Annotated in this window: 19 protein-coding genes; 11 read left to right on the top strand and 8 right to left on the bottom strand. The window is 67.1% G+C overall.

Features of this window, described 5'->3' with window-relative positions; genetic code table 11:
- Positions 1–21: 21 nt before the first annotated feature.
- From hutI to HALNA_RS05805, 3 genes are all read left to right on the top strand, one after another.
- The gene (gene hutI / locus HALNA_RS05795) at positions 22–1,239 is read left to right on the top strand and encodes an imidazolonepropionase (RefSeq protein ID WP_049937982.1); all 1,218 of its coding nucleotides are present in this window, start codon (positions 22–24) and stop codon (positions 1,237–1,239) included.
- The gene (gene hutH / locus HALNA_RS05800) at positions 1,232–2,800 is read left to right on the top strand and encodes a histidine ammonia-lyase (RefSeq protein WP_049935462.1); all 1,569 of its coding nucleotides are present in this window, start codon (positions 1,232–1,234) and stop codon (positions 2,798–2,800) included. Before hutI ends, hutH begins: the two co-directional genes overlap by 8 nt.
- A gap of 196 nt (positions 2,801–2,996) precedes the next feature.
- Positions 2,997–4,172 (top strand): extracellular solute-binding protein, encoded by a 1,176-nt coding sequence (locus HALNA_RS05805; protein ID WP_049935463.1) that lies wholly within the window; start codon positions 2,997–2,999, stop codon positions 4,170–4,172.
- A 75-nt stretch (positions 4,173–4,247) separates the two neighbouring features.
- Here HALNA_RS05805 and HALNA_RS05810 read toward each other — a convergent pair whose 3' ends face one another.
- The 3 genes from HALNA_RS05810 to hisD form a co-directional block, all read right to left on the bottom strand.
- On the bottom strand, positions 4,248–5,351 hold the full coding sequence (locus tag HALNA_RS05810) for a glycerol dehydrogenase (RefSeq protein ID WP_049935464.1): 1,104 nt from the start codon (positions 5,349–5,351) through the stop codon (positions 4,248–4,250).
- Positions 5,352–5,487: 136 nt separating this feature from the next.
- Complete coding sequence (locus tag HALNA_RS05815; protein ID WP_049935465.1) at positions 5,488–6,267, bottom strand: SDR family NAD(P)-dependent oxidoreductase; 780 nt, start codon at positions 6,265–6,267, stop codon at positions 5,488–5,490.
- 90 nt (positions 6,268–6,357) lie between these two features.
- Positions 6,358–7,626 carry a histidinol dehydrogenase gene (gene hisD / locus HALNA_RS05820; RefSeq protein ID WP_049935466.1) on the bottom strand — a complete coding sequence of 423 codons (1,269 nt, stop codon included), beginning with the start codon at positions 7,624–7,626 and terminating at the stop codon, positions 6,358–6,360.
- Positions 7,627–7,910: 284 nt separating this feature from the next.
- On the opposite strand from hisD, the gene HALNA_RS05825 reads away from it, so the two are divergent.
- Together HALNA_RS05825 and gatB are read left to right on the top strand one after the other, a co-directional pair.
- On the top strand, positions 7,911–8,951 hold the full coding sequence (locus tag HALNA_RS05825) for a hypothetical protein (RefSeq protein WP_049935467.1): 1,041 nt from the start codon (positions 7,911–7,913) through the stop codon (positions 8,949–8,951).
- 31 nt (positions 8,952–8,982) lie between these two features.
- Positions 8,983–10,473: an Asp-tRNA(Asn)/Glu-tRNA(Gln) amidotransferase subunit GatB gene (gatB, locus tag HALNA_RS05830; RefSeq protein ID WP_049935468.1), complete on the top strand. Its 1,491-nt coding sequence runs from the start codon at positions 8,983–8,985 to the stop codon at positions 10,471–10,473.
- A gap of 314 nt (positions 10,474–10,787) precedes the next feature.
- Here the strand turns inward: gatB and HALNA_RS05840 are convergent, their stop codons facing one another.
- On the bottom strand, positions 10,788–11,450 hold the full coding sequence (locus HALNA_RS05840; protein WP_049935470.1) for a helix-turn-helix domain-containing protein: 663 nt from the start codon (positions 11,448–11,450) through the stop codon (positions 10,788–10,790).
- A 577-nt stretch (positions 11,451–12,027) separates the two neighbouring features.
- Between HALNA_RS05840 and HALNA_RS05845 the strand changes: the two genes are divergently transcribed.
- Together HALNA_RS05845 and HALNA_RS05850 are read left to right on the top strand one after the other, a co-directional pair.
- The gene (locus HALNA_RS05845) at positions 12,028–14,541 is read left to right on the top strand and encodes a DNA topoisomerase I (RefSeq protein ID WP_049935471.1); all 2,514 of its coding nucleotides are present in this window, start codon (positions 12,028–12,030) and stop codon (positions 14,539–14,541) included.
- A gap of 161 nt (positions 14,542–14,702) precedes the next feature.
- Positions 14,703–15,416 (top strand): phosphoglycerol geranylgeranyltransferase, encoded by a 714-nt coding sequence (locus HALNA_RS05850; RefSeq protein ID WP_049935472.1) that lies wholly within the window; start codon positions 14,703–14,705, stop codon positions 15,414–15,416.
- A gap of 53 nt (positions 15,417–15,469) precedes the next feature.
- On the opposite strand, the gene HALNA_RS05855 is transcribed toward HALNA_RS05850, so the two are convergent.
- Entirely contained in the window at positions 15,470–16,216 is a 747-nt protein-coding gene (locus HALNA_RS05855; RefSeq protein ID WP_049935473.1) for a DUF4013 domain-containing protein, read from the bottom strand.
- A 100-nt stretch (positions 16,217–16,316) separates the two neighbouring features.
- Positions 16,317–16,646 carry a DUF7344 domain-containing protein gene (locus tag HALNA_RS05860; RefSeq protein WP_049935474.1) on the bottom strand — a complete coding sequence of 110 codons (330 nt, stop codon included), beginning with the start codon at positions 16,644–16,646 and terminating at the stop codon, positions 16,317–16,319.
- A gap of 210 nt (positions 16,647–16,856) precedes the next feature.
- On the opposite strand from HALNA_RS05860, the gene HALNA_RS05865 reads away from it, so the two are divergent.
- Together HALNA_RS05865 and aspS are read left to right on the top strand one after the other, a co-directional pair.
- Complete coding sequence (locus HALNA_RS05865; protein ID WP_049935475.1) at positions 16,857–17,954, top strand: mandelate racemase/muconate lactonizing enzyme family protein; 1,098 nt, start codon at positions 16,857–16,859, stop codon at positions 17,952–17,954.
- 44 nt (positions 17,955–17,998) lie between these two features.
- On the top strand, positions 17,999–19,300 hold the full coding sequence (gene aspS, locus HALNA_RS05870) for an aspartate--tRNA(Asn) ligase (RefSeq protein WP_049935476.1): 1,302 nt from the start codon (positions 17,999–18,001) through the stop codon (positions 19,298–19,300).
- A 92-nt stretch (positions 19,301–19,392) separates the two neighbouring features.
- Here the strand turns inward: aspS and HALNA_RS05875 are convergent, their stop codons facing one another.
- Positions 19,393–19,971 carry an LURP-one-related/scramblase family protein gene (locus tag HALNA_RS05875; RefSeq protein WP_049935477.1) on the bottom strand — a complete coding sequence of 193 codons (579 nt, stop codon included), beginning with the start codon at positions 19,969–19,971 and terminating at the stop codon, positions 19,393–19,395.
- Between the two features lie 98 nt (positions 19,972–20,069).
- Between HALNA_RS05875 and HALNA_RS05880 the strand changes: the two genes are divergently transcribed.
- The gene (locus HALNA_RS05880; protein ID WP_049935478.1) at positions 20,070–20,921 is read left to right on the top strand and encodes a pantoate kinase; all 852 of its coding nucleotides are present in this window, start codon (positions 20,070–20,072) and stop codon (positions 20,919–20,921) included.
- A gap of 38 nt (positions 20,922–20,959) precedes the next feature.
- A complete protein-coding gene (locus tag HALNA_RS05885) occupies positions 20,960–21,718 on the top strand; it encodes a 4-phosphopantoate--beta-alanine ligase (protein WP_049935479.1) in 759 nt (252 codons plus the stop codon).
- On the opposite strand, the gene HALNA_RS05890 is transcribed toward HALNA_RS05885, so the two are convergent.
- Positions 21,705–22,766, bottom strand: a complete 1,062-nt coding sequence (locus HALNA_RS05890) for a molybdopterin-dependent oxidoreductase (RefSeq protein ID WP_049935480.1) — start codon at positions 22,764–22,766, stop codon at positions 21,705–21,707. The genes HALNA_RS05885 and HALNA_RS05890 overlap by 14 nt on opposite strands.
- Positions 22,767–22,797: the final 31 nt, after the last annotated feature.

Here is a 22,797-nt window from a genome sequence, read left to right on the forward strand (position 1 = left end):
CGTCGGCCGGCGGAGACGGCGATGACGAAAACGACCGTCGTTCACGGCGCACGGCAACTCGTCCGGGTAGACGAATCCGGCGTCGACACCGTCGAAGACGGGGCCGTCGCCATCGAGGACGGCACCGTCGTCGCCGTCGGATCGACGGCGGAGGTGACGCGGGAGTACCCCGCCGAGACGGCCGAGACGGCCGTCGACGCGACGGGGAAGACCGTGCTTCCGGGCTACGTCGACCCACACACCCACGCCGTCTTCGCGGGCGAACGCGTCGACGAGTTCGCCGCGAAGCTCGCGGGCAAGAGCTATCAGACGATTCAGGCCGAAGGCGGCGGCATCTTCTCGACGGTTCGGGCGGTTCGGGAGGCGTCACTCGCGGAACTCACCGACACCCTTCTGGACCACCTCGACGTGATGCTGGCGCACGGCACGACGACGGCGGAGGTGAAATCGGGGTACGGCCTCTCCGTCGAGTCGGAGCGTCGGCTGCTCGAAGCCGTCGCCCGAGCGGACGAACGCCACCCCCTCGACCTGGTGCCGACGTTTCTGGGGGCCCACGCCGTCCCCGAGGGGACCGACCCCGACGAGTACGTCGACGAGGTCGTCCACGAACAGATACCCGCCGTCGCCGACGCCGACCTCGCCGTCTTCTGTGACGTCTTCTGCGACGAGGGGGCGTTCACGCGCGAACAGTCCCGTCGCGTCCTCGAAGCGGGACTCGAGTACGGCCTCGCGCCGAAGATTCACGCCGAGGAGTTCGAACGCCTGGGCGGCGCGCAACTGGCCGCGGACCTCGGCGCGGTGAGCGCCGACCACCTCCTGCGGGCGACGGCCGAAGACGCGGCGGCGATGGCAGCGGCCGACGTGACGCCCGTGTTGCTCCCGGGAACGGCGTTCACCCTCGGGACGGCCTACGCGGACCCGGCCCCATTCGGGACGGCCGGCAGTCGGGTCGCACTCGCGACTGATTTCAACCCCAACTGCTACTCACAGAGCATGGAGTTCGCAATGGCGCTCGCGTGCAACGGGATGCGGATGACGCCGGCAGCGGCGCTCCGTGGGGCGACCCACCACGCCGCCGCCGCACTGGCGCTCGACGACGGGACGGGGACGCTCCGGAAGGGCGCTCCCGGCGACGTCGTCGTCGCGGACGCCCCGCGATTCGAGTACGTCCCGTACAACGCGGGCGTGCGAACGACCGAAACCGTCCTCAAGGGGGGGGAGGTGGTTCACCGTGCGTGACGTCGCCGTCGACGGCGAGACGCTGTCCGTCGAGGACGTCGAGGCCGTCGCCCGAGGGGGTGCGTCCGTGACCGTCCCGGAAGACGCCCGCGAGGCGGTCCGCGAGTCGCGCCGGCGAATCGAAGACATCCTCGAAACCGACGAACCCGTCTACGGCGTCAACACGGGCTTCGGCGAACTCGTCCAGGAACGCATTCCCAGGGATCAGATCGAGGCGATTCAGCGGAACCTCATCCGCAGTCACGCGGCGGGAGCGGGCGAGTCCCTCCCCGAGGACGTCGTCCGCGCGATGATGACGACGCGCCTCAACGCCCTCGTGAAGGGGTACTCGGGCGTACGGGAACGCGTCGTCGACTTGCTCGTCGGGATGCTCAACGAGGGCGTCCACCCGCTCGTGCGGTCGAAAGGGAGTCTCGGCGCGAGCGGTGATCTGGCACCGCTCGCACACATGACGCTCGTCCTCGTCGGCGAGGGGGAGGCCCTCGTCGACGGCGAGCGACTGGACGGGGCGGTGGCCCTCGAACGGGCGGGACTCGAACCCCTCGACCTCCGCGCCAAGGAGGGACTGGCGCTCATCAACGGCACGCAACTCACCGTCAGTCTCGCCGCACTCGCGGTGCTCGACGCCGAACGCGCCTTCCGCGCCGCGGACGTCGCGGGCGCGATGACGACCGAGGTGGCGAAGAGTACGACCGCGTCGTCGCACCCGCGCATCAACGACGTGCGCCCCCACCGAGGGCACCGTGAAGCGGCCGAGAACGTGTTGGCTCTCACCGAACACTCCGAAATCGTCCAGTCACACCGAAACTGTGACCGAGTGCAGGACGCCTACTCGATTCGCTGTCTCCCGCAGGTCCACGGGGCCGTCCGCGACGCGGTTCGTCACCTGCGGGACGTCGTCTCGGTGGAGTTGAACAGTGCGACCGACAATCCCCTCGTCTTCGACGCGGACCACATCGACCCGCGGGCCAGCGGGACCGACGAATCGGCGGTCGTGTCCGGTGGCAACTTTCACGGCGAACCGCTGGCGCTCCCCCTCGATTACGTGACGAGTGCGATGACCGAACTCGCGGCGATTAGCGAACGCCGTCTCGACCGTCTCCTCAATCCGAACGTGCAGGAAGACCATCTGCCGCCGTTTCTCACCGCCGACGCCGGCCTCCAGTCCGGCTACATGATCGCACAGTACGTCGCGGCGGACCTCGTGAGTACGAACCGTTCGGAGGGCCGGCCGTCGATGGACAGCGCGGTCGTGAGCGGCAACCAGGAGGACCATGTGAGCATGAGCGCACAGAGCGCGCTGCGCGCCAGTGACGCCGTCGAACGGACGACGCGCGTCGTCGCGTCCGAACTCGTGTGTGCGGTCCAGGCGCTCGATTTCGTGGAGTCGTACACCCCCGGTGTCGGCACGAAGGCGGCGTACGAGTGCGTCCGCGAGGAGGTCCCGCATCTCGATGCGGACCGACCGATCCACGTCGACATCGACGCTGCCACCGAACTGATCACGTCCGACCGCCTGTTGGACGCCGTCGAAGACGCCCTCGACGAACCGCTTCAATAGGGACGCCGAGTCAGCTAATCACACGATTTTCGGGAGATTTTTAGCGCAATCCATACTGTTTTCCACACATCATCCGATGAATCTCGATGTTACAGGAGCGAGAGGCCGATTGCTCCCGTACCACGAGTGTATATAAATCCGACCACATATGGAGGGTAGGGACGTAACCACTCGTCTCCGTATGAACTACCTACACATGACAAGAGATACCAAACCAAACGGGTCGAAGAGGCTATCGAAACGCTCACGTAGGCGGTTTCTCGCAACCGTCGGTGCGACGACCGTCGCCGGACTCGCGGGCTGTTCCGGCGGCGGGTCGGGTGGCGGTTCCGGTGGCGGTTCCGGCGGTACGTCGACGGGCGAGGCGAACTCGACGCCGCAAAAGCCGAACAGCATCACGGTACGTGCGTGGGGTGGTGCGTGGCAGGACAACCTTCAACAGTACGTCGCCAAACCGTTCACCGAGGCGACGGGCATCAACGTCGAGTTCGACAACTCGACCGAAGAGGAGATGCAGGGGAAGATTCGGACGGCCATCCAGCAGAACCGCAAACCCCCGGTCAACGTCAACTGGTCGCTGGAGAAGACCAGCTATCGCTCCTATCGGATGGGGCTGATGGAGCCGTTGAACCCCGAAATCGTCCCGAACGTGCAAGGGTTGTTGGGTGCGAGCAAACCGCAGGTCGAAGGCGCCGAGTGGCCGTTCGTCAACCTCTACTCGTACACCTACGCGCTGACGTACAACACCGATCAGGTGACGAGCGAACCCAAATCGTGGAACGTCTGGTGGGAAGACCAGTGGGAGAGTTCCATCGGTCTGTACCCCGGCGGCCACGGCGTGACGCCGGTCGTCGCCAAGATGACTGGAACGGAGATGGGCCCCGTCGAGGAGATGCAGCCCGTCTGGGACAAATATCAGGCGCTCAAACCGAACGTCGGGACGATCGGCGACGACTCCCACCTCACGCAGAACCTCCGGCAGGGCGAAGTTTCGATGGCCGTGATGCTTCCGGCGAACATCATCAACGCCCAAGACGAGGGCGCACCCGTCGAGTACACCATCCCCGAGGAAGGCGCACGGGCGGGCCGCGACACGATGTGGATCCCCACGAACCAGGACGAGAAGTACGTCTACTGGGGACAGAAGTTCATCAACACCGCCGCCGCCGCCAAGAACCTCGGCCCGTGGGCCGAGAACCTCGGTGTCGCACCGCTTCACCCCGAGGCGGAGATCCCCGGCTGGATGAAGGAGTCAGTCGCCTTCCCCACCAGCGAAGAGCAGTTCAACCGGATGATAACCGTGCCGCTCGATCTCGTCGTCGAGTACCAATCCAAGTGGGAAAGCAAGGTCAGCGAGATGATGCAGGCCTAGCCGAACGGCGAGCGGACGACCTTTTCGTGTCGGAGAGGCCTCCGTCGGCGGGATAGCAGCCGACGGGTCCGGGCGTCAACGACGCTCGTCTCGACGCTTTCGCTTCCGTGCGAGTTCGTCCACAGTCACGAGTGCGTCTCTCACCGCGGCGGGCGTCACCTCGAACGGTTCGTTGTGAATCGTCTCGAACGGTTCGCACGTCGCCTCCGCAATCGTTCGCAGTTGGTCGTCCGTCGGCGCATCGAGGCCAACGTCGGCCAACGTCACCGGTAGCCCCACGTCGAGCGAGAAGTCGATCAACTCGTGAATCGTGTGGGTCTCACGGCCTTCGAGGACGAGTTGCGTGAGCGTTCCGACGTTGACCTTCTCGCCGTGGGTCGCGTGGTGTGTGGGTTCGACGCGCGTGAGGCCGTCGTGAACGGAGTGGGCGGCCGCGAGCCCCCCGCTCTCGAAGCCGAGTCCGCTCATGAGCGTGTTGGCCTCGACGACGGCGTCGACGCTCTCCGTGACGGCGTCGCGTTCGACGGCGGCAACGGCTCCGCGGCCGTGTTCCCGAATCGTGTCGTAACACGTCCGTGCGATGGCGTGGGCGGTTCGTGTCGAGCGGCCGTCGAAGACGTTCGTGGCGTCGGCCCGATACGCCGCGTCCGCTTCGAACCACGTCGCGACGGCGTCGGCCATCCCCGACCGGAGAAAGCGCGTCGGAGCGCCGGCGACGACTGCGGTGTCGACCACCACGAGGTCGGGGTTCACGCCGTGGAACCGAAAGTCGTCGAACTCGTCGTCTTCCGTGTAGAGTACCGAGAGACTGCTCGTCGGTGCGTCCGTCGAGGCGATGGTCGGGACCGTGACCAGTCGGGCACCGACGTCGCTCCGGACGGCCTTCGCCGTGTCGAGTGCGCGGCCGCCGCCGGCGCCGACGACGACGTCCACATCGCGAGCGTGCGCCGCGATGCGGTCGATTTCGGCGGGCGTACACGACCCCCGAAACGTGACGTGGTCGACGGAGAATCCCTCGGCGTCGAGGCTCGCGACGAGTGGGTCGGCGACGATGTTCATCACCGTTTCGTCGGCTATCAGGACCGCCCTATCGCCCTCGAACGGGAGGTGCGTCCCGACGTCGTCGAGAACGTCGCGTCCCTGAACGTACGCGCTCGGAGCGTTGAACGTACGGGTCACGCCGGACCCTCCGGAAACGAGTCGTCCATACACGGTGTTCTCGACGACGGGGTCATCAAGCTATTCCGGGGTACGGAGGGCGATATATGCGACTGCCGTCGGAAGCGACGGGGCCGAACGGGAACACGACCGGCGCTCATCTGACGGTGTAGCCGCCGTCGATGACTATCGTCTCGCCTGTCATGTAGGACGACGCCTCCGACGCGAGATAGACGACGGTTCCCCCGAGGTCCTCGGGCGGGGCCATCTCTTCCATGAGCATCTCCGACAGCCACGCCTCCTCCATGTCGGGGTTCTCGGCGAGCAGTTCGTCTATCATCTCGGTCCGGATGTACCCCGGCGCGAGCGCGTTCGCCCGGATGTCGTATCCGGCCCATTCGGAGGCGAGTTGCCGCGTGAAGGAGACGACGCCGCCCTTCGAGGCGTGGTAGACGACCTCCTCCTGCGGGTAGTTGGCGACGAAAGCGGACATCGAGGCCATGTTGATGACGTTGCCGCCGTCGCCCTCTATCATCGCCCGTCCGGCGTGTTTCGTACAGAGGAACACGCCCGTCAGGTTCGTCCGGAGGACCTCGTTCCACGTCTCCAGCGACATCTCGTGGGCCGGTGCCGTGCGGGCGATGCCGGCGTTGTTCACCAGTACGTCGATAGCGCCGAACGTGTCGAGCGTCGCTTCGACCATCGCCTCGACGGCGCTCTCGTCGGTGACGTCCGCCCGGACGGCCAGCGTTTCGACGCCCGTCGCATCCGCGATCTCGTCCGCTGCCCGTTGCCCGTCGGCTTCGCTTCTGCTCACGACGCACACGTTCGCGCCCGCTTCCGCCAGCGCTTCCGCGAGTGCGCGGCCGATGCCGCGGCTCGCGCCCGTGACGATTGCCGTCTCTCCGTCGAGTCGGAACTGATCCAGTCCGATCATACACTGGGGCTTGCTCCAGAGCGTAATAATTCAGTGACACCGAATGGAGGGTGGGGCCGTTCTCCGGCGGACCGGGGCGACACGGAGTCGTCACTCGAAGCGGGTGCGGACGCTTTCGGCGTGAGCCTCGAGGCCCTCCAGTTCGGCCAGCGTGACGATGGTGTCGGAAATCGAATCGAGTACGTCGCCGTCGAGTCGCTGGACCGTTCGTGAACGGACGAAACTGTCCACCGAGAGGCCGCCCGTCGTCCTGGCGGACTGCGATGTCGGCAGGACGTGGTTCGTGCCACTGGCGTAGTCGCCGGCGGCGACGGGACTGTACTCGCCGACGAAGACGCTCCCGGCGCTGTCGATGTGGTCGAGCGTCTCGTCGTCGTCTGCGGTCATCACCACAAGGTGTTCGACGGCGTACTCCTCGGCGAACGCCGTGGCGTCGGCCATCGAATCGGCGACGAAGACGCCGCTACTCTCGTTTGCTAACGCCTCCTCGATGACGTCCGTCCGGTCACGTTCCGGGGCTTGGCGCTCGACTTCCGCGACGACATCCTGAGCGAGCGTTTCGTCCGGCGTCACCGCGACGGCCGACGAGTGGGGGTCGTGTTCGGCCTGCCCGACGAGTTCCGCGGCGACGTAACGGGGGGTCGCCGTCCCGTCGGCGACGACTAACACCTCCGTCGGCCCGGCTATCATGTCGATCGCCACGTCACCTCTGACCTCGGCTTTCGCCGCGGCGACCCATCGATTCCCCGGTCCGACGATCTTTTCGACGGCCGGTATCGTCCCCGTCCCGTGAGCGAGCGCCCCGATGGCCTGAGCCCCGCCGACGCCGTACACTTCGTCGGCACCGGCGAGTCCGATAGCCGCGAGCGTCACCGGGTTCAGTTCGTCCGCCGGCGGCGTCACCACGACGACTTCCTCGACGCCCGCCACTTTCGCGGGGACGACGGTCATGAGTGCCGTCGAGGGGTACGCCGCACTGCCGCCGGGAACGTACGCCCCGACGCGCCGAATCGGTCGAAACTGGCGGCCGAGAATCGATCCGTCGAACGAGTCGGTCCAGTCGGTCCGAACCTGACGCTCGTGGAACGCCCGGATTCGCTCTGCGGCCGCCTCGATGGCCTCGCGTATCTCCGGATCGACGTTCGACGCCGCCCGTTCGGTCGCATTCGTGATGTCGAATTCGTCGACATCGACGCCGTCGAACTTGCGACTGAACTCACGAAGCGCGTCGTCGCCGTCGGTCCGAACCTCCTCGACGATGGCCCGCACGTCGTCGCGGATTTCATCGATTCCGGCGTCTCGGTCCAAAACGACCGCCCGTTCGGACGGGGTGAGGGCGGAGAGCGATTGTGTCTCCATGGCGGTTATCGTACGCTCGGGTTTCTGTATTAAACTTCACCCGCCATGTGGGGTCGCGTTAACTCCGGCATCGGTTCCACCAGACGGCGAGGGCTTGGAGCGACGAGACGCTCGCGCCAGTACTCGGGGCCGTACTCGGACGCGACGCCTCGGCCCTCGACCGGATCAGCGCGTGTTCGGGTGGCGCGTCGAAGTCCATAGTGGCCCCCCGTGGCCCGAGAACCTATATCTGCGGTCGAAGTGGTCGTCGGGAGGTTTTTGCGTCGCCCCGATCCAGACAGCACATGACCGACGTCGACGGGGACGACGCCCAACCGAGCGATCGGTTGCGCGCCCGCGCCGCCGAGAGCCGAACGAAGCTCTGGTTGCTGCTCGAGGCCGACCGTCGTCTCGTCGTCGCGGGGCTGTTCCTCGTGGTGGTTGCGGTGTTGGTCGCGGTGGGGGTGTCCCTCCCGGCCGCCGAGAATACGCTCCGCACCACCGACTCGATCGACACGCTCTTTCAGGGCTTCCTCACCGCCACCATCACCGGCGTCACGCTGGTGTTGACGCTGAACCAGCTCGTGCTCTCGCAGGAACTCGGCGCGGTAGGCGACCAGCGCGAGCGGATGGCGGGCGCCCTCGAATTTCGCGAGGATGCCGCCGAACTCATCGAGGCGCCGGTCAGTCCCGCCCGGCCCTCGCAGTTCCTGCGGGCGCTCGTGCAGATGGCCGGTCGGCGTGCCGCCAACCTTCGGGACGCCGTGGACGAAGGCCACCCCGCCCACGCGGCGGTCACGGACCTCACGGGGAGTCTGATCGGGAACGCCGAGAGCGTCACCGACGACCTCGACGGCGCGCAGTTCGGCGAGTTCGACGTGCTCTCGGCGGCACTGAACTTCAATTACTCGTGGAAGATATTCACCGCCCAGCGCATCCGCGCGGATCACGACGCTCTCGACGACGACGCCGAGGCGGCGCTCGACTCGCTGGTCGATACGCTCGAACTGTTCGGGCCGGCACGCGAACACTTCAAAACACTGTACTTTCAGTGGGAGCTCATCAATCTCTCGCGGGGCATCCTCGCGGCCGCCCTCCCCGCGCTCCTCGTGACGATCTGCATGGTCGCCTTCTTCGACCGCACGGGCGCCACGGCCCAGTCGCTGGGTCTCGTTCCCGTGGTCGCCTTCACGTCGACGGTGGCGATCCTGCCTTTCCTCGTCCTGTTCGCCTACGTCCTTCGGATCGCGACGGTGACGAAACACACCCTCTCCATCGGCCCGTTCATCCTGCGCGAGACGGAGCAGGTGGAGGAAGTGACGTGGGACGACACCCAGTCCCGTTAGCCTTTAGCCACCGGCCGTATAAGCCCGCGTAATGACTGCGCAGGCGCTCCAGCAACGTGATCTCGCGGTCGTCATCGGGCTGGAGGTCCACGTCCAGCTCGAAACCGACACGAAGATCTTCTGTGGCTGTTCGACCGAACCGGCCGAGGACGAGGAACCGAACACCCGGACCTGCCCGGTCTGTCTCGGCTTGCCGGGGGCGCTTCCCGTGCTCAACGAGGCGGCCGTCGAGGCGGCGGTCAAGATCGGGAAGGCACTCGACGCCGAGGTGGCCGAGGACACCCGCTTCCACCGGAAGAACTACTACTACCCCGACCTGCCGAAGAACTTCCAGATCACGCAGTACGACGCGCCGATCTGTGCCGACGGCTCGCTCGAAGTGGGCGTCGAGGGCGAGCGCCGCGACATCGGCATCGGTCGCGCCCACCTCGAAGAGGACCCGGGGAGCCTCCAGCACGAAGGCGGCAACATCGAGACGGCCAGTCACACGCTGGTCGACTACAACCGCGCGGGCACGCCGCTGATGGAGATCGTCACCGACCCGGACTTCCGCGGTCCCGGCGAGGTGCGGGCGTTTCTCGCCAAACTGGAGGAAGTACTCGAGTATCTCGGCGTCTTCGACGCCTCGCGCGACGGCAGCCTCCGCATCGACGCCAACATCTCCCTCGTCCCCGCCGACGAGATGGACGACGACGGCGTCGTCGACGACTCGACCCTCGCCGCGGCCAACCGGACGGAGGTGAAAAACATCTCCAGTCACAAGGGGGCGGAGAAGGCGCTGGCCTACGAGGTGACCCGCCAGAAGAACGCGGTGAAGCGCGGCCGCGAGGTCGAACAGGAGACCCGTCACTGGGACGAGTCGCGGGGCATCACCGTCTCCATGCGGTCGAAAGAAGAGGAGAAGGACTACCGCTACTTCCGGGAGGCCGACCTCCCGCCGCTACAGGTGGCCGACTGGAAAGAGCGCATCCCCATCCCCGAACTCCCCGACGCCCGCCGCGAGCGCTTCCGCGAGGCGTACGGCCTCGATACCGAGGCGGCGTCGAAGCTCACGTCGACGAAGGAAGTGGCGGACTTCTTCGAGGACGTGGCCGACCGCTTCGATCCCGATCTTGCGGCGACGTGGGTGGCCGACGACCTGCTGGGCGAACTCAACTACCGCGACATGCGGATCACCGACGTGACGGATCGCCTCGACGAGTTCGCCCGCCTGATCGAACTCGTCGCCGCGGACGAGATAACCGAAAAAAACGCCCGCGAGGTGGTCCTGCGGGCGATGCTCGACGAAGGACTGCGTCCGGACGAGGTGGTCGAGCGCGAGGGTCTGGGGAAGGCGGGCGACGACGCCGTCGAATCCGCCGTCGAGGCGGCCATCGATGAAAACCCCGACGCCGTCGAGGATTACCACGCTGGCGAGGGCGGCGCCCTCAACTTCCTCGTCGGGCAGGTCATGAGTAAGACGGGCGGAAGCGCCGACCCCGCCGCCGTCAACGGCCTGCTTCGCGAGCGACTCGACGATTAACGGCCCAGCACCGGCTGCTCGAGTGCGACCACCTCGGCCATGATGGCCTCGACGTGGTCGTCCTCCACACCGTTTTCCTCCAGTGCCGACCGCAGGTACTGCCCGACGCGTGGCGGTCGACCGTAACGGAATCGATCGACGCCGCCTCGCCCAGTGCGGCCGCGAGACAGTCGGCCACGCCGCGGAGTTCCAACTGCACGTGAATCCCCGAGGCCATGCATCCTGCCAATTTCCGCCGGCTGATAAACGCGTTCGTTCGGCACGGCACGCCCGACGGTCGCGCCCCCGTCGCCACTGCACGCCGTCGCCGTCGGTCACTCCGATCGGCCGTCGTCCATCAGAGACGAGACGACGAGTCGCTTGATCCCGCGTCGAAGGAGGCCACTGGCCGCGGGCTGAGAGATACCCAACTCGGCGGCGACATCGCCGAGCGTCGCGTTCCGTGGCTCTTCGAAATAGCCCATCTCGCACGCGACGAGCAGCGCTTCCCGCTGGCTATCGGTCAACCCGGCATCCGTCTCACCCAAACTGGCGTACTCGTTTACGCGCAGTAACTCGATGTCGATGTCGTGCTGTTGTGCGTAGTCCCAGAGGTGGACCAGATCGGTTCGCTCGGGTATCCACACCGTCAGCACCCACGCGCGTCCATCGTTTTCCATGTCGAGGATGACGCCATTGGCGGCCGAAATCACCGGCGAGAGGAGCTTCGCTTCGTCGGTATACTCGAAGCTGTAGATCGCCCTCTCGTCTCTGGTTTCGATGACTCGTTCGAACTCGCCGACGGTCCGATCCTCTCGTAACCCGTCTTCGAACCGGGAAAAATCCGAAGACTTTATATGATAGAAGAATTTCCCCGATGTCGGGTCCGTTCCCGCCTCCGACACCGACTTGACGTTCGCAGTTCGGTCGTGAGCGACGGTCTCCGTGAGCACTATGTCGGGATGCCGGGCTCGGACGACCGCTTTGATATCGGCCATTGTTCTGTAGGGCAGTAGTTTTTATCGCGGTGACTCCCGCAATCAAGCACTTCGAGACGCCCGGGGATTATTTACGTTGCGATGCTCGTAACCGGCGCCGTCGCGGTGGCCGTGTGGCGAGTTATAGTAGCGTTTGGAACTGTTTGCACACCTGATCGCCAGACTGCGTTCGATCAGGTGTGCAATGACTTACAAAGGCTACTATACCCGAGGCGCGCCGCTCTCCCGGTGACTTAGATTTGGTGGCTGAACAGCGTCGCCCAGAGGGACTCGAACCGACTGGTCGTGAACGACGGGGTGACTTTGGCGGGGAGGTAGAATTTCGATTCCGTAGCTACATCGTGATCGTCGGCACGGGATCTCTGTACCATACGGCCGAACGAAAGGCCCGTGACCGCATCCGTCTGTAGCTTAATCGTATAAGCTATTTATGCCGGGGCCGGAATCGGTCCCGGATTTCTGCCCACGTCGCCCGGTGAGACCGACGTGCCGCCGGCATGGGATCAGTTCACACGACTCACGTCCAGCGATTACGGCCACGAAAGCTTTAGGCGGGTGGTCGGCCTACGAGTCGGCGATGAAACGCGGCCCCGAACTGATCGTCACGGAGAAGGACAACGCCGCCCGCCGGATCGCCGACATTCTGAGCGGCGGGAGCGCGGATAGCGACCGCGTCAACGGCGTCAACGTCTACAAGTGGGGCGGCAAGCGGTGTATCGGGCTCTCGGGCCACGTCGTCGGCGTCGACTTCCCGCCCGAGTACAGCGACTGGCGGGACGTGGAACCCGTCGAACTCGTCACCGCCGAGGTGGAGAAACGGCCGACCCAGGAGAACATCGTCGCCGCCCTGCGGCGACTGGCGCGCAACGCCTCGCACGTCCACATCGCCACCGACTACGACCGCGAGGGGGAGTTGATCGGCAAGGAGGCGTACGAACTCGTCCGCGAGGTGAACGAGGAGGCACCCATCGACCGCGTGCGCTTCTCCTCGATCACCGACCGCGAGGTGACGGAGGCCTTCGCCGACCCCGACGACCTCGATTTCGATCTCGCTGCCGCGGGCGAAGCCCGACAGATCGTCGACCTGATGTGGGGGGCGTCGCTCACCCGCTTTCTCTCCCTCTCGGCCCGCCAACTCGGCGACGACTTCATCTCCGTCGGCCGGGTCCAGGGGCCGACGCTCAAGCTGATCGTCGACCGAGAGCGCGAAATCGACGCGTTCGACCCCGAGGACTACTGGGAACTGTTCGCCGACCTCACGAAAGACGACGAGACGTTCGAGGCGGGCTACTTCTACCTCGACGAGGACGACACGGAGGCGGACCGCGTCTGGGACGAGGAGACGGCCGAGGCCGTCTACGACGTGCTCTCCGCGGCGTCGTCCGCGACGGTCGAGGAGGTACGCCGACGCACCCGCACCGACGACCCGCCGGCGCCGTTCAACACGACGCAGTTCATCCGCGCCGCGAGCGGGGTCGGCTACTCCGCACAGCGCGCCATGAGCATCGCGGAGGACCTCTACACCGCGGGCTACATCACCTACCCGCGGACGGACAACACGGTCTACCCCGAGGATCTGGAGCCCCGGGACCTGCTCGACGCCCTCGCGGCCGGCCCCCGCTTCGGTGACGACGCCGCCTCCCTCCTCGACGCCGACGACATCACGCCGACGGCCGGCGACGAGGAAACGACCGACCACCCGCCGATCCACCCGACCGACGAACTCCCCTCGCCCTCTGATCTCTCCGAGGACGAGTGGGAAGTGTACGAACTCGTCGTGCGGCGCTTTCTCGCCACCGTCGCCGACGCGGCGACGTGGGAACACCTGCGCGTCGTGGCGACGGTCAGCGGCGAGGAGATGGACCCCTCGCTCAAGGCGAACGGCAAGCGGCTAGTCGATCCGGGCTACCACGCCGTCTACCCCTACCGCTCGACGACCGAGAACTACGTCCCCGACGTGACGGAGGGCGAGGAACTCGCGGTGACCGAGACGCGACTGGAGGCCAAACGGACCCAGCCGCCCCGCCGGTACGGCCAGTCGCGGCTCATCGAGACGATGGAAGACATGGGTATCGGGACGAAGGCGACCCGCCACGACGTGATTCAGAAACTCTACGACCGGGGGTACATCGAGGGCGACCCGCCGCGGCCGACCCGTCTCGCCCGCGGCGTCGTCGAGGCGTCCGAGGAGTTCGCGGACCTCATCGTCACCGAGGCGATGACCGCGCAGTTGGAGGCGGATATGCAGGCTATCGCCCGTGGCGAGGCGACACTGGAGGACGTGACCGACGAGTCACGCGAGATGCTCGAACGCGTATTCGAGCGCCTCACCGAGTCGCGGGAGGCGCTGGGCGACCACCTCCGCGACTCGCTGAAAGCCGACAAGACCGTGGGACCGTGTCCCGAATCGGATCACGACTTGGTGATCCGGCGGAGTCGCCACGGCTCCTACTTCGTCGGCTGTGACGGCTACCCCGACTGCACCTTCACGCTTCCGCTGCCCTCGACCGGCAAGCCGATTCTGCTGGACGAGACGTGTCCGGACCACGGCCTCGCGGACGTGAAGATGCTCGCCGGCCGCAAGACGTTCGTCCACGGCTGTCCGCTGTGTGCGGCCGAGGCCGCGGAGAAGGAACCCGACCTGATCGTCGGTGCCTGCCCCGAGTGCGGCGAGGCGGCGGGCGGCGAACTCGCGATCAAGCGGCTCCGATCGGGTGGTCGGCTCGTCGGTTGTACGCGCTACCCCGACTGTGATTACTCGCTCCCCATGCCCCGTCGGGGCGAGGCCGAACTCACCGACGAGACGTGCGAGGAACACGGCCTGCCGGGCATCCGCATCACCTACGAGGAGGACCGCGAGCCGTGGGAACTGGGATGTCCGATCTGTAACTACCGCGAGTATCAGGCCAGGCAGGCGGGGACGGAACTGGAGGCCATCGACGGCATCGGCGAGAAGACGGCGGCAAAGCTGAAGGATGCGGGTGTCGAGGACGTGGCCGGGTTGAAGTCGGCCGAACCCGACTCGCTCGCGGACGAAATCGACGGCGTCGGGCCGGACACGGTGCGGAACTGGCAGGCCGACGCGGACTGATACGGATTAGTGTAACTGTTCACCGGTGGGTCGCCAGGACGGGTCGGCGACCCACCGGTAATGACTTACACTAAACCGTATGACTGCGGAGGTCGTCCGACCCGGGACTCCGACGCGCGAGTCGGACCCTTTTTATCGACGCCGGGGAGTAGAGTGTCCCAATGACCGCGCCGTGGGACGACTGGGATCACGTCCTCAAGGTTGACCCCGACAAGGAACTCGTGGACGGCGAGACCTTCGAGGACGTCTGTGCCACCGGTACCGACGCGATCGAGATCGGTGGAACGACCGGGATGACCAGAGAGAAAATGGAGACGGTCGTCGAGGCCTGCAGCAAGTACGGCGTCCCGCTGTACCAAGAGCCGTCGAACCCGGCAGTCGTCATCGACGACGACGCTCTCGACGGCTACCTGATTCCGACGGTGTTCAACGCTGGCGACAGTTTCTGGGTCACCGGCGCGCACAAGGAGTGGGTGCGAATCGAGAACGGTCTCGACTGGAGTCGCACGCACACGGAGGCGTACATCGTGCTCAACCCGGACTCGTCGGTGGCGGAGTACACCGACGCGAACTGCGACCAGTCGCCGGACGACGTGGCCGCGTACGCCGCGGTCGCCGAGAAACTGTTCGGACAGGAGATCATCTACATCGAGTACTCGGGGACGCTCGGCGATCCGGAGACGGTGCAGGCCGCAGCCGACGCTCTCGACGAGTCCACGCTCTTTTATGGCGGCGGCGTCGGCGACTACGACACCGCCTACCGGATGGGGCAGTACGCCGACGTGGTGGTCGTCGGCGACTTGCTCCACGACGAGGGCTGTGCGGCCGTCCGCGAGACGGTCGAGGGCGTGAACGACGCGCACGCTGGCGACTGATAGTGTTTATTGTAAGTCATCACCGGTGGGTCGCTACGACGGTACGAAGTGGGTCAAGCCGGATCGGCGCCGGTCGACTCGGCGGCGCACGGAGCGTCGACGGTCGCCCCCTCCGCCGGCCGCGCCGCGTTCCAGACGGCGGCGGCGACGAGGCCGCCGTAGAACTGGACGGCCGCGACGAGGAGGGCGCCGACCCCTGGGACCGCCGTGGCGACGGTGCCGAGGACGGCGGCGCAGACGCCCGCACCGACGGCGACGAGCGACGCTCGGAGCCACGCCCGGAGTGTCGCCATCGAGCGCACCCGCCGACCGATCCGACCGAACGCGAACGCCTCGGCCACGTCGTCGCTCGTCGCGTACGCGGTCACCGCGACGGTCGCGGCGTAGCCACAGACGGGGAGAAGCGCCATTCCCGCGACTGCGGCGACGGCGGCGGCGGTCAGGCTAGTCGGATCGACCGCCCCGAGGACGCTCGTCGGTCGAACGAGCAGGGCCGTCCGCCACCCGGCGTACGCCGAGGTTAGGCCGGCCGCCCCAGCCGCGATCGGCGCCGCCGCGGGGAGGTGGTACGCGGCGACGACGCCTGTGGCCCGCAGCCCCGTCCGGGTGAGCGATTGGAGGTCGGTAAACGCCGGTAGCGATCCCGCCTCCGCCCGAAGCAGACGGACGGCGTACCCCGCGAGGAGGACGCCAGGAACCACGAGTGGCACGGTTGCGACGAGTAATGCGCCGACGAGGACGGTGTGTGCCCAGCCATCCGTTTCGAGCGGCCAGCGAAGCGTCGAGTCGAGGTCCCTCATTCCAGGGTGGAGTGGCCTCGGCATGATATATAAACGCTCGTGGCAAGCGGGGGTGGGTGCGGCGTAGTCATACCCACGCCGCGGTGGGGTGTGATTTCGCTCAGAAGATGTCGTCCCGACTCTCGTCGACGACATCGAGGAAGGGTTCGACCTCCGCAAACCGTGAGCCGCGCGTGAGCGTCTCCGTCGACGGGTCCCAGTCGACGAGGTCGTAGTCGTCTAGTTTGGGGAGGTGGTTGTGGCGGAGTTCGAGTTCGAGGAGGTCCGGCTCCTCACCGTCCTCGGTGCGGAGGATGGCGCCGAGTCCGCCCTCGGTTCGTCGCTCCGGGTCGGCGAGGACCCACAGGATATACCGGCGGTACTCGTGGCTGAGAATCTCGAACAGCTCGTTCAGTGAGTCGTTCGCCCCCTCGTCCGATTCCTCTGTCATTCCCGTGATTTCTTCCCCCGCCGAACGTGGGTTCCCGCGCGACGCCTCGCGACCGGTGGCGCACCGATTGCGCGCTCCGCCGGGAACGAACGTACAGCGTTCGTACGTTCTACTGTCGAACCGGACGGAAGTAGCTGTTGCTGTCTCCGCCGATCCGGAACGCCACTGGCCGCCACGGGGTTTTTTTCCTCACCCGCCGAAGCGCGGACGATGGAGATAACCGACGTACGCGTCGAACGGATCGAAGTCCCGCTTTCCCGACCGCTGGGCGTCTCCCGTGACCGCTCGATGTCCGCCCGAGGGGCGGCGTTCGTCGTCGTCGAGACGGACGCGGGGATCACGGGCATCGGCGAGGGTGTGGGGCCCGAGTCGTACATCGTCGAGCGCATCGTCGAGGAGAAGTACGCGCCGCTGCTGATCGGAGAGGACCCCCTCGACATCGAGCGGCACTGGCAGTCGATGGTGACCGACACGGTGTACAAAGATCGGAAGGGACAGGGCCTCTCGGCCGCCAGCGGCGTCGATATCGCTCTCTGGGACATCGCGGGCAAACACCACGGCGTCCCCGTCTACCGGCTGCTCGGCGGGCCGATAGAGGGGTCGCTGAAACCGTACGCGAGCGACCTGTTCTGGCAGGACCCCGAGACGATGGCCGAGCGCGCGCGGTCGTACGTCGACCGCGGGTTCGCGGGCGTGAAGACCCACCTCGGCCGCGGTATCGGCGCCGACGAGGAACGGGTGGCGGCGATGCGCGACGCCATCGGCGACGCGGCACTGATGGTCGACATGAACTGTGGGTACGACCGCCCCGAGGCCCGTCGTGTCGGGCGAATGTTGGAGGAGTACGACGTCTACTGGTACGAGGAGCCCCTCAGCCCGTACGACGTTGACGGCCTTACCGCCCTGCGCGAGGAGCTCTCCGTCCCCATCGCGTCCGGAGAGAACGAGTATACGAAGTGGGGCTTTCACGACCTGTTCGAGGCGGACGCCGTCGACTACGCGATGCCGGACGTGATGCGCTGTGGCGGCATCACCGAGGCGAAGAAAATCTGCGGGCTCGCGGAGACGTACAACACGGTCTGTACGCCCCACTGTTTCACCACGGGCGTCGGCCTCGCGGCGACGATGCACGTGATGGCGGCGTCGCCCGCCTGTGAGTGGTTGGAGTTCGATCCGACGGATTTCGAGGTGTACGAACCGCTCTTCAAGACGCCGCCCGAAATCGAGGACGGCCGGATCGCGCTGCCGGAGGAACCGGGACTGGGCGTCCACCTCGACGAGGACGTGATCGGGGAGTACCGCGTCTGATCGGAAACGGGCGCGTTTAAGACGCGCGATACACACGAACGGGTATGGAACACCGAACCCACACGGCCGACGTCGTCGCCGGAGAGACGGCGACGGTCGCCGGCTGGGTCCACGAGATCCGGGACCTCGGCGGCATCGCCTTCCTGATCCTTCGGGACAAGACCGGCAAACTCCAGGTCAAATTCGAGAAAGACGAGATGGACGAGGACCTCGTCGAGACGGGGCTGGGCGTCCACCGCGAGAGCGTCGTCGCCGTCACCGGCGCGGTCGAGGAGGAATCGCGCGCGCCCACGGGGCTCGAGATGGTGCCCGACTCGGTCGACGTGTTGGCCGAGGCCGACCCCGAACTCCCGCTCGACCCCTCGGGGAAAGTCGACGCCGAACTCCCGACCCGGCTCGACAACCGGACGCTCGACCTCCGCAAGCCCGAAGTGAAAGCCATCTTCGAGATCCGGAGCGAGATCCTGCGCTCGGTGCGGGAGTACTTCCGCTCGGTCGGCTCGACGGAGATCAACACGCCGAAAATCGTCGCCACCGGGACCGAGGGCGGCACCGAGCTCTTCCCGATCACCTACTTCGGCAAGGAGGCGTTCATGAACCAGTCGCCACAGCTGTTCAAACAGCTGATGGTCGGCAGCGGGCTGGAACGGGTCTTCGAAATCGGCCCCATCTTCCGCGCGGAGGAGCACAACACGCCCCGCCACCTCAACGAGGCGACGATGATCGACTTCGAGTCGGCCTTCGTCGACCACCACGAGGCGATGGACGTGTGCGAGGGGACGCTCAAGGCGGCCTACGAGGGCGTCGCCGAGAACTGCGCCGAGGAACTGGAACGTCTCGGCTACGACGACTTCGCGGTTCCGGACGCCGACTTCCCCCGGCTCACCTACGAGGAGGCCATCGAGCGCATCAACGCGACGGGCGCACTCGACGAGCAGTTGGTGTGGGGCGACGACCTGCCGACCGAGGCCGAGAAGGCCCTCGGCGACGACGTCGGCGGCCACTACTTCATCACCGACTGGCCATCCGAGATCAAGCCGTTCTACATCCAGGATTACGACGACGACCCGCAGCTGTCGAAGGGGTTCGATCTGATGCACCCGCGGATGGAACTCGTTTCGGGCGGGCAGCGCGAACACCGCTACGACGAACTCGTCGCCGGCTTCGAACAGCAGGGACTCGACCCCGCGCAGTTCGACTACTACACGAAGATGTTCAAATACGGGATGCCGCCCCACGCCGGGTGGGCCTACGGCGTCGAACGGCTGGTGATGACGATGCTCGACTTGGGGAACATTCGGGAGGCCGTCATCTTCCCACGCGACCGGCAGCGACTGAGCCCATAGGGCGACGCGGTCCGGGAGCGTGGGTGCAGGGAGTGGAGTGCAACGGAACGACCGTGTTCCCACGCGACCGGCAGCGACTGAGCCCGTAACCGCTAGTTTCCCTGAATCGCGTCGATGACCATCGCCGCGACGACGACGGCGTCCCGCGGAACGTCGCCGGCGTCGTCGATAGTGATGTCGTACGTGTCCCGCAGGGAGAGTTGGCCGTCGATGCGTCCGACGTGTCCACCCTGGGCGTCGGTGATTTCGTACTTATGCGGGATGAGTTCGCCGAACGGAAGGAGGTTCCGCGCGAGCGTCACCACGGCCCCGCGCGAGGTGATCTTCGCTAACGCCGCCTCCGTCTCGCCGTCACGAATCGTCCAGGTGTCCCGGAGGAGGGAATAATCGTTGTCGAGGATCGCCACCCGCTTGCCGGTCTCGGCGTCGACGATAGCGTAGTTCCCGGCGATGTCGAGAACCCCACCGGCCTTGACGGTGAACACTTCGTTCCCGTCGGCGTCGACGAAGGGGAACTCCTCTTTCAGTTTGAACAGTTTCTGTTTCGCCCGGAGGACGAGGGTGCCGTTCTCGTCGTACGCCGCGTACTTGTTGCGGATGAGCGACTGCTCGACGGTGTACCGATTCCCGCGCAGTTCGATGGCCGAGAAGCCGCCGTCGTCGACCGACATACACCAACCTGTCGGCGCTATCGGTTATTAATGGTGGCCTGCAGGGCCGCCCGCGCAGTTTCGACAGGGCTTAACGACTCCCTGCCAGTCTCGAAGACATGAGCGAGGAGTCACGGGGCGACGACGCCACCGCGTTCGTCCCCGGCCACGTCACCGGCTTTTTCAGCCCTTGCCCGGACGACGATCCGGCGCGGGCGGGGTCGCGCGGCGCCGGCCTCACCCTCACCGACGGCGTGGACGTGACCGTCAGCGCGACGGGCGACCCGGGCGCCGTCCTCGACGGCGAGCCAATCACGATGCCGCCGGTCGAGACGGTGCTCGACCGGCTGGGCGTGGCCGACCGGGCGCGGGTCGTCGCGGAGAGCGACCTGCCTCTGGGGACGGGCTTCGGCGTCTCCGGGGCGATGGCGCTCGGGACGGCGCTGGCAGCCAACGCCCGCTTCGACCGTGACCGCTCGGCGAACGACCTCGTGACGCTTGCCCACCGCGCGGAGGTAGAGGCGGGGACTGGCCTCGGCGACGTGGTGGCACAGGCTCGGGGCGGCCTCCCGATCCGGCTCGATCCCGGCGCGCCGGCGTACGGCCGCCTCGACGGCGTGCCCGCGGCCCCTCGCGTCGAGTACGTCACCTTCGGTGACCTCTCGACGGCGTCGGTGTTGGCGGGCGACACCGACCCCCTCGTCGCCGCGGGCGACGCGGCGCTTTCCCGGCTGATCGACCGGCCGACGCTCGCAACGCTCGTCGACGAATCGCGGCGCTTCGCCCGCGACGCCGGCTTGCTCACCGATCGGGTGCGCGAGGTCGTCGACGCCGTCGTCGACGCCGGAGGCGAGGCGTCGATGGTCATGCTCGGGGAGACGGTCTTCGCGCTCGATTCGGGCCTCACGGACGCCGGCTTCGACGCCGAGGCGTGTCGGACGTGTGCCGCCGGCGCGCACCTCCGGGGCTGATCGGGGCGTTTTTTACCCGTCACGGCTACCGACGCGATATGGCCGAGGGCGACGACATTCCGGCGACCCACCCCCGCCACGACTCGCTGGTGACGCGCCACCGCATCGAGGCGGGCGTCGAGGCCGGCATCACGAGCAAGCAGGGCCTCATCGCCGAGGGACGGGGCGAGGCGTTCGACTACCTGCTCGGAGAGCGGACGCTCCCCTCGGCGGACGCGGCGGCGCGGGCGGCCGCCGCCCACCTCCTGCTCGCTCGCCATCCCGTCATCTCGGTCAACGGGAACGCTGCGGCCCTGGTGCCCGACGAACTCGTCGCCCTCGCGGCGTCCGTCGGCGCCGACCTGGAGGTGAACCTGTTCAGCCGGACCGACGAGCGGATGGCCGCCATCGCAGACCACCTCCGTGACCACGGCGCGAGCGAAGTGAAGGGGCTCGACGCCGATGCGCGGATTCCTGATCTCGATCACGAACGGGCGAAAGTCGACGCCGACGGCATCGCCGACGCCGACGTGGTGCTCGTCCCCTTGGAGGACGGCGACCGGGCCGCGGCGCTCGCGGCCCTCGGCAAGGTGGAACTCGTCGTCGACCTGAACCCGCTCTCCCGATCCGCGCAGGTGGCGGACGTGCCCATCGTCGACAACATCCTGCGTGCGATACCGAACGTCACCGCCCACGCCCGGGAGTTGGCGGGTGCGGACCGTGCGGAACTCGAACGGATCGTCCGCGAGTTCGACGCGGCGGCGGCACTCGACGACGCCGAGCGGGCGATCCGAAGCGGCGACCTCATAGACCGCTGACGAAGATGTCGATCCACCGTCGCGGATCGGGTCGGCGCCCGACCTCGACCGCTTCGACCCACTTCACCCACTGGAAGCCGCGTCGATCGGGGGCGACGAGCCGAATCGGGTAGCCGTGGCCGTGATCGAGTCGGTCGCCGGAGAGGTGGGTGGCGAGCAGGGCGTTTCTCGCCTCGTCGAGCGGGAGGCTCCACCGGTAGCCCGTCACGGAGCGGACGGTGACCCACGCGGCGTCGTCCGTGACCCCTGCCTCGTCGAGCAGGCCGCCGAGCCTGACCCCGCGCCAGTCTCGTTCGGCGTACCAGCCGCTCGTACAGTCGAGCAGCGCCCGGCGCTCGGCCGTCGCATCGAGGTCGTCGAGCTCCAGTTCGAGCGGTCGGGCGACCAGTCCATCGACCGAGAGCGTCCAGGTCGCCGGGTCGACGGGGTCGGGGTCGTCCGCGACCCAGCTGGTGACGGGCAGGTCGGCGTCGGCGTCGAGCGCCCGTGACCCGGTGAATCGGCGGGTCGCCGCGGGCGTTCCGAGTCGGGCCGCCAACCACCGCAGGAGCGCCGAGGTGACCCCCGCGGCGGCGACGAGGCCCGCGTACTGGAGCGCCACCCGTCGCTCGCGCACGTCGACGCGGCGGAGCGGGCGGTAGCGGGCGCGCAGGTGGACGAGCAGGACGGGAACGAGCAGCAAGCCGAACAGGATGTGGAGGTTGAGGAGGGTCCAGAACCCGAGCGGGACGGTGACGCCGACGGCCCACGCGACACCCGTGCCCGCGGCGGCGACGGCGACGGCTGCGAGGAGAATCGAGAGCGGTGTCGCGTGGTCCCACGCCCGCCGGTCGCGGACCCGCCCGGCGACGCGACGGAATTTGAGGGCGAGAAGCGGGGGGATCGAGAGGCCGGCGACGGCGTGAATCCAGAACAGCGCCGCGCCGGATGGGTGGCCGACCCAGAAGCTCGTGATCCCGGTGGCGACGGCGAGGCCGACCAGCGCGAACAGCGACCAGTCGACGAGCCGCGGCGGGGGCGAGCGGCCGAGGCGCACCCGGAGGGACATAAGGACTGGTATCACCCATCGGGCAAAGAAC

The organism is Haloplanus natans DSM 17983 (assembly GCF_000427685.1).
GTDB classification, from domain to species: Archaea; Halobacteriota; Halobacteria; order Halobacteriales; family Haloferacaceae; genus Haloplanus; species Haloplanus natans.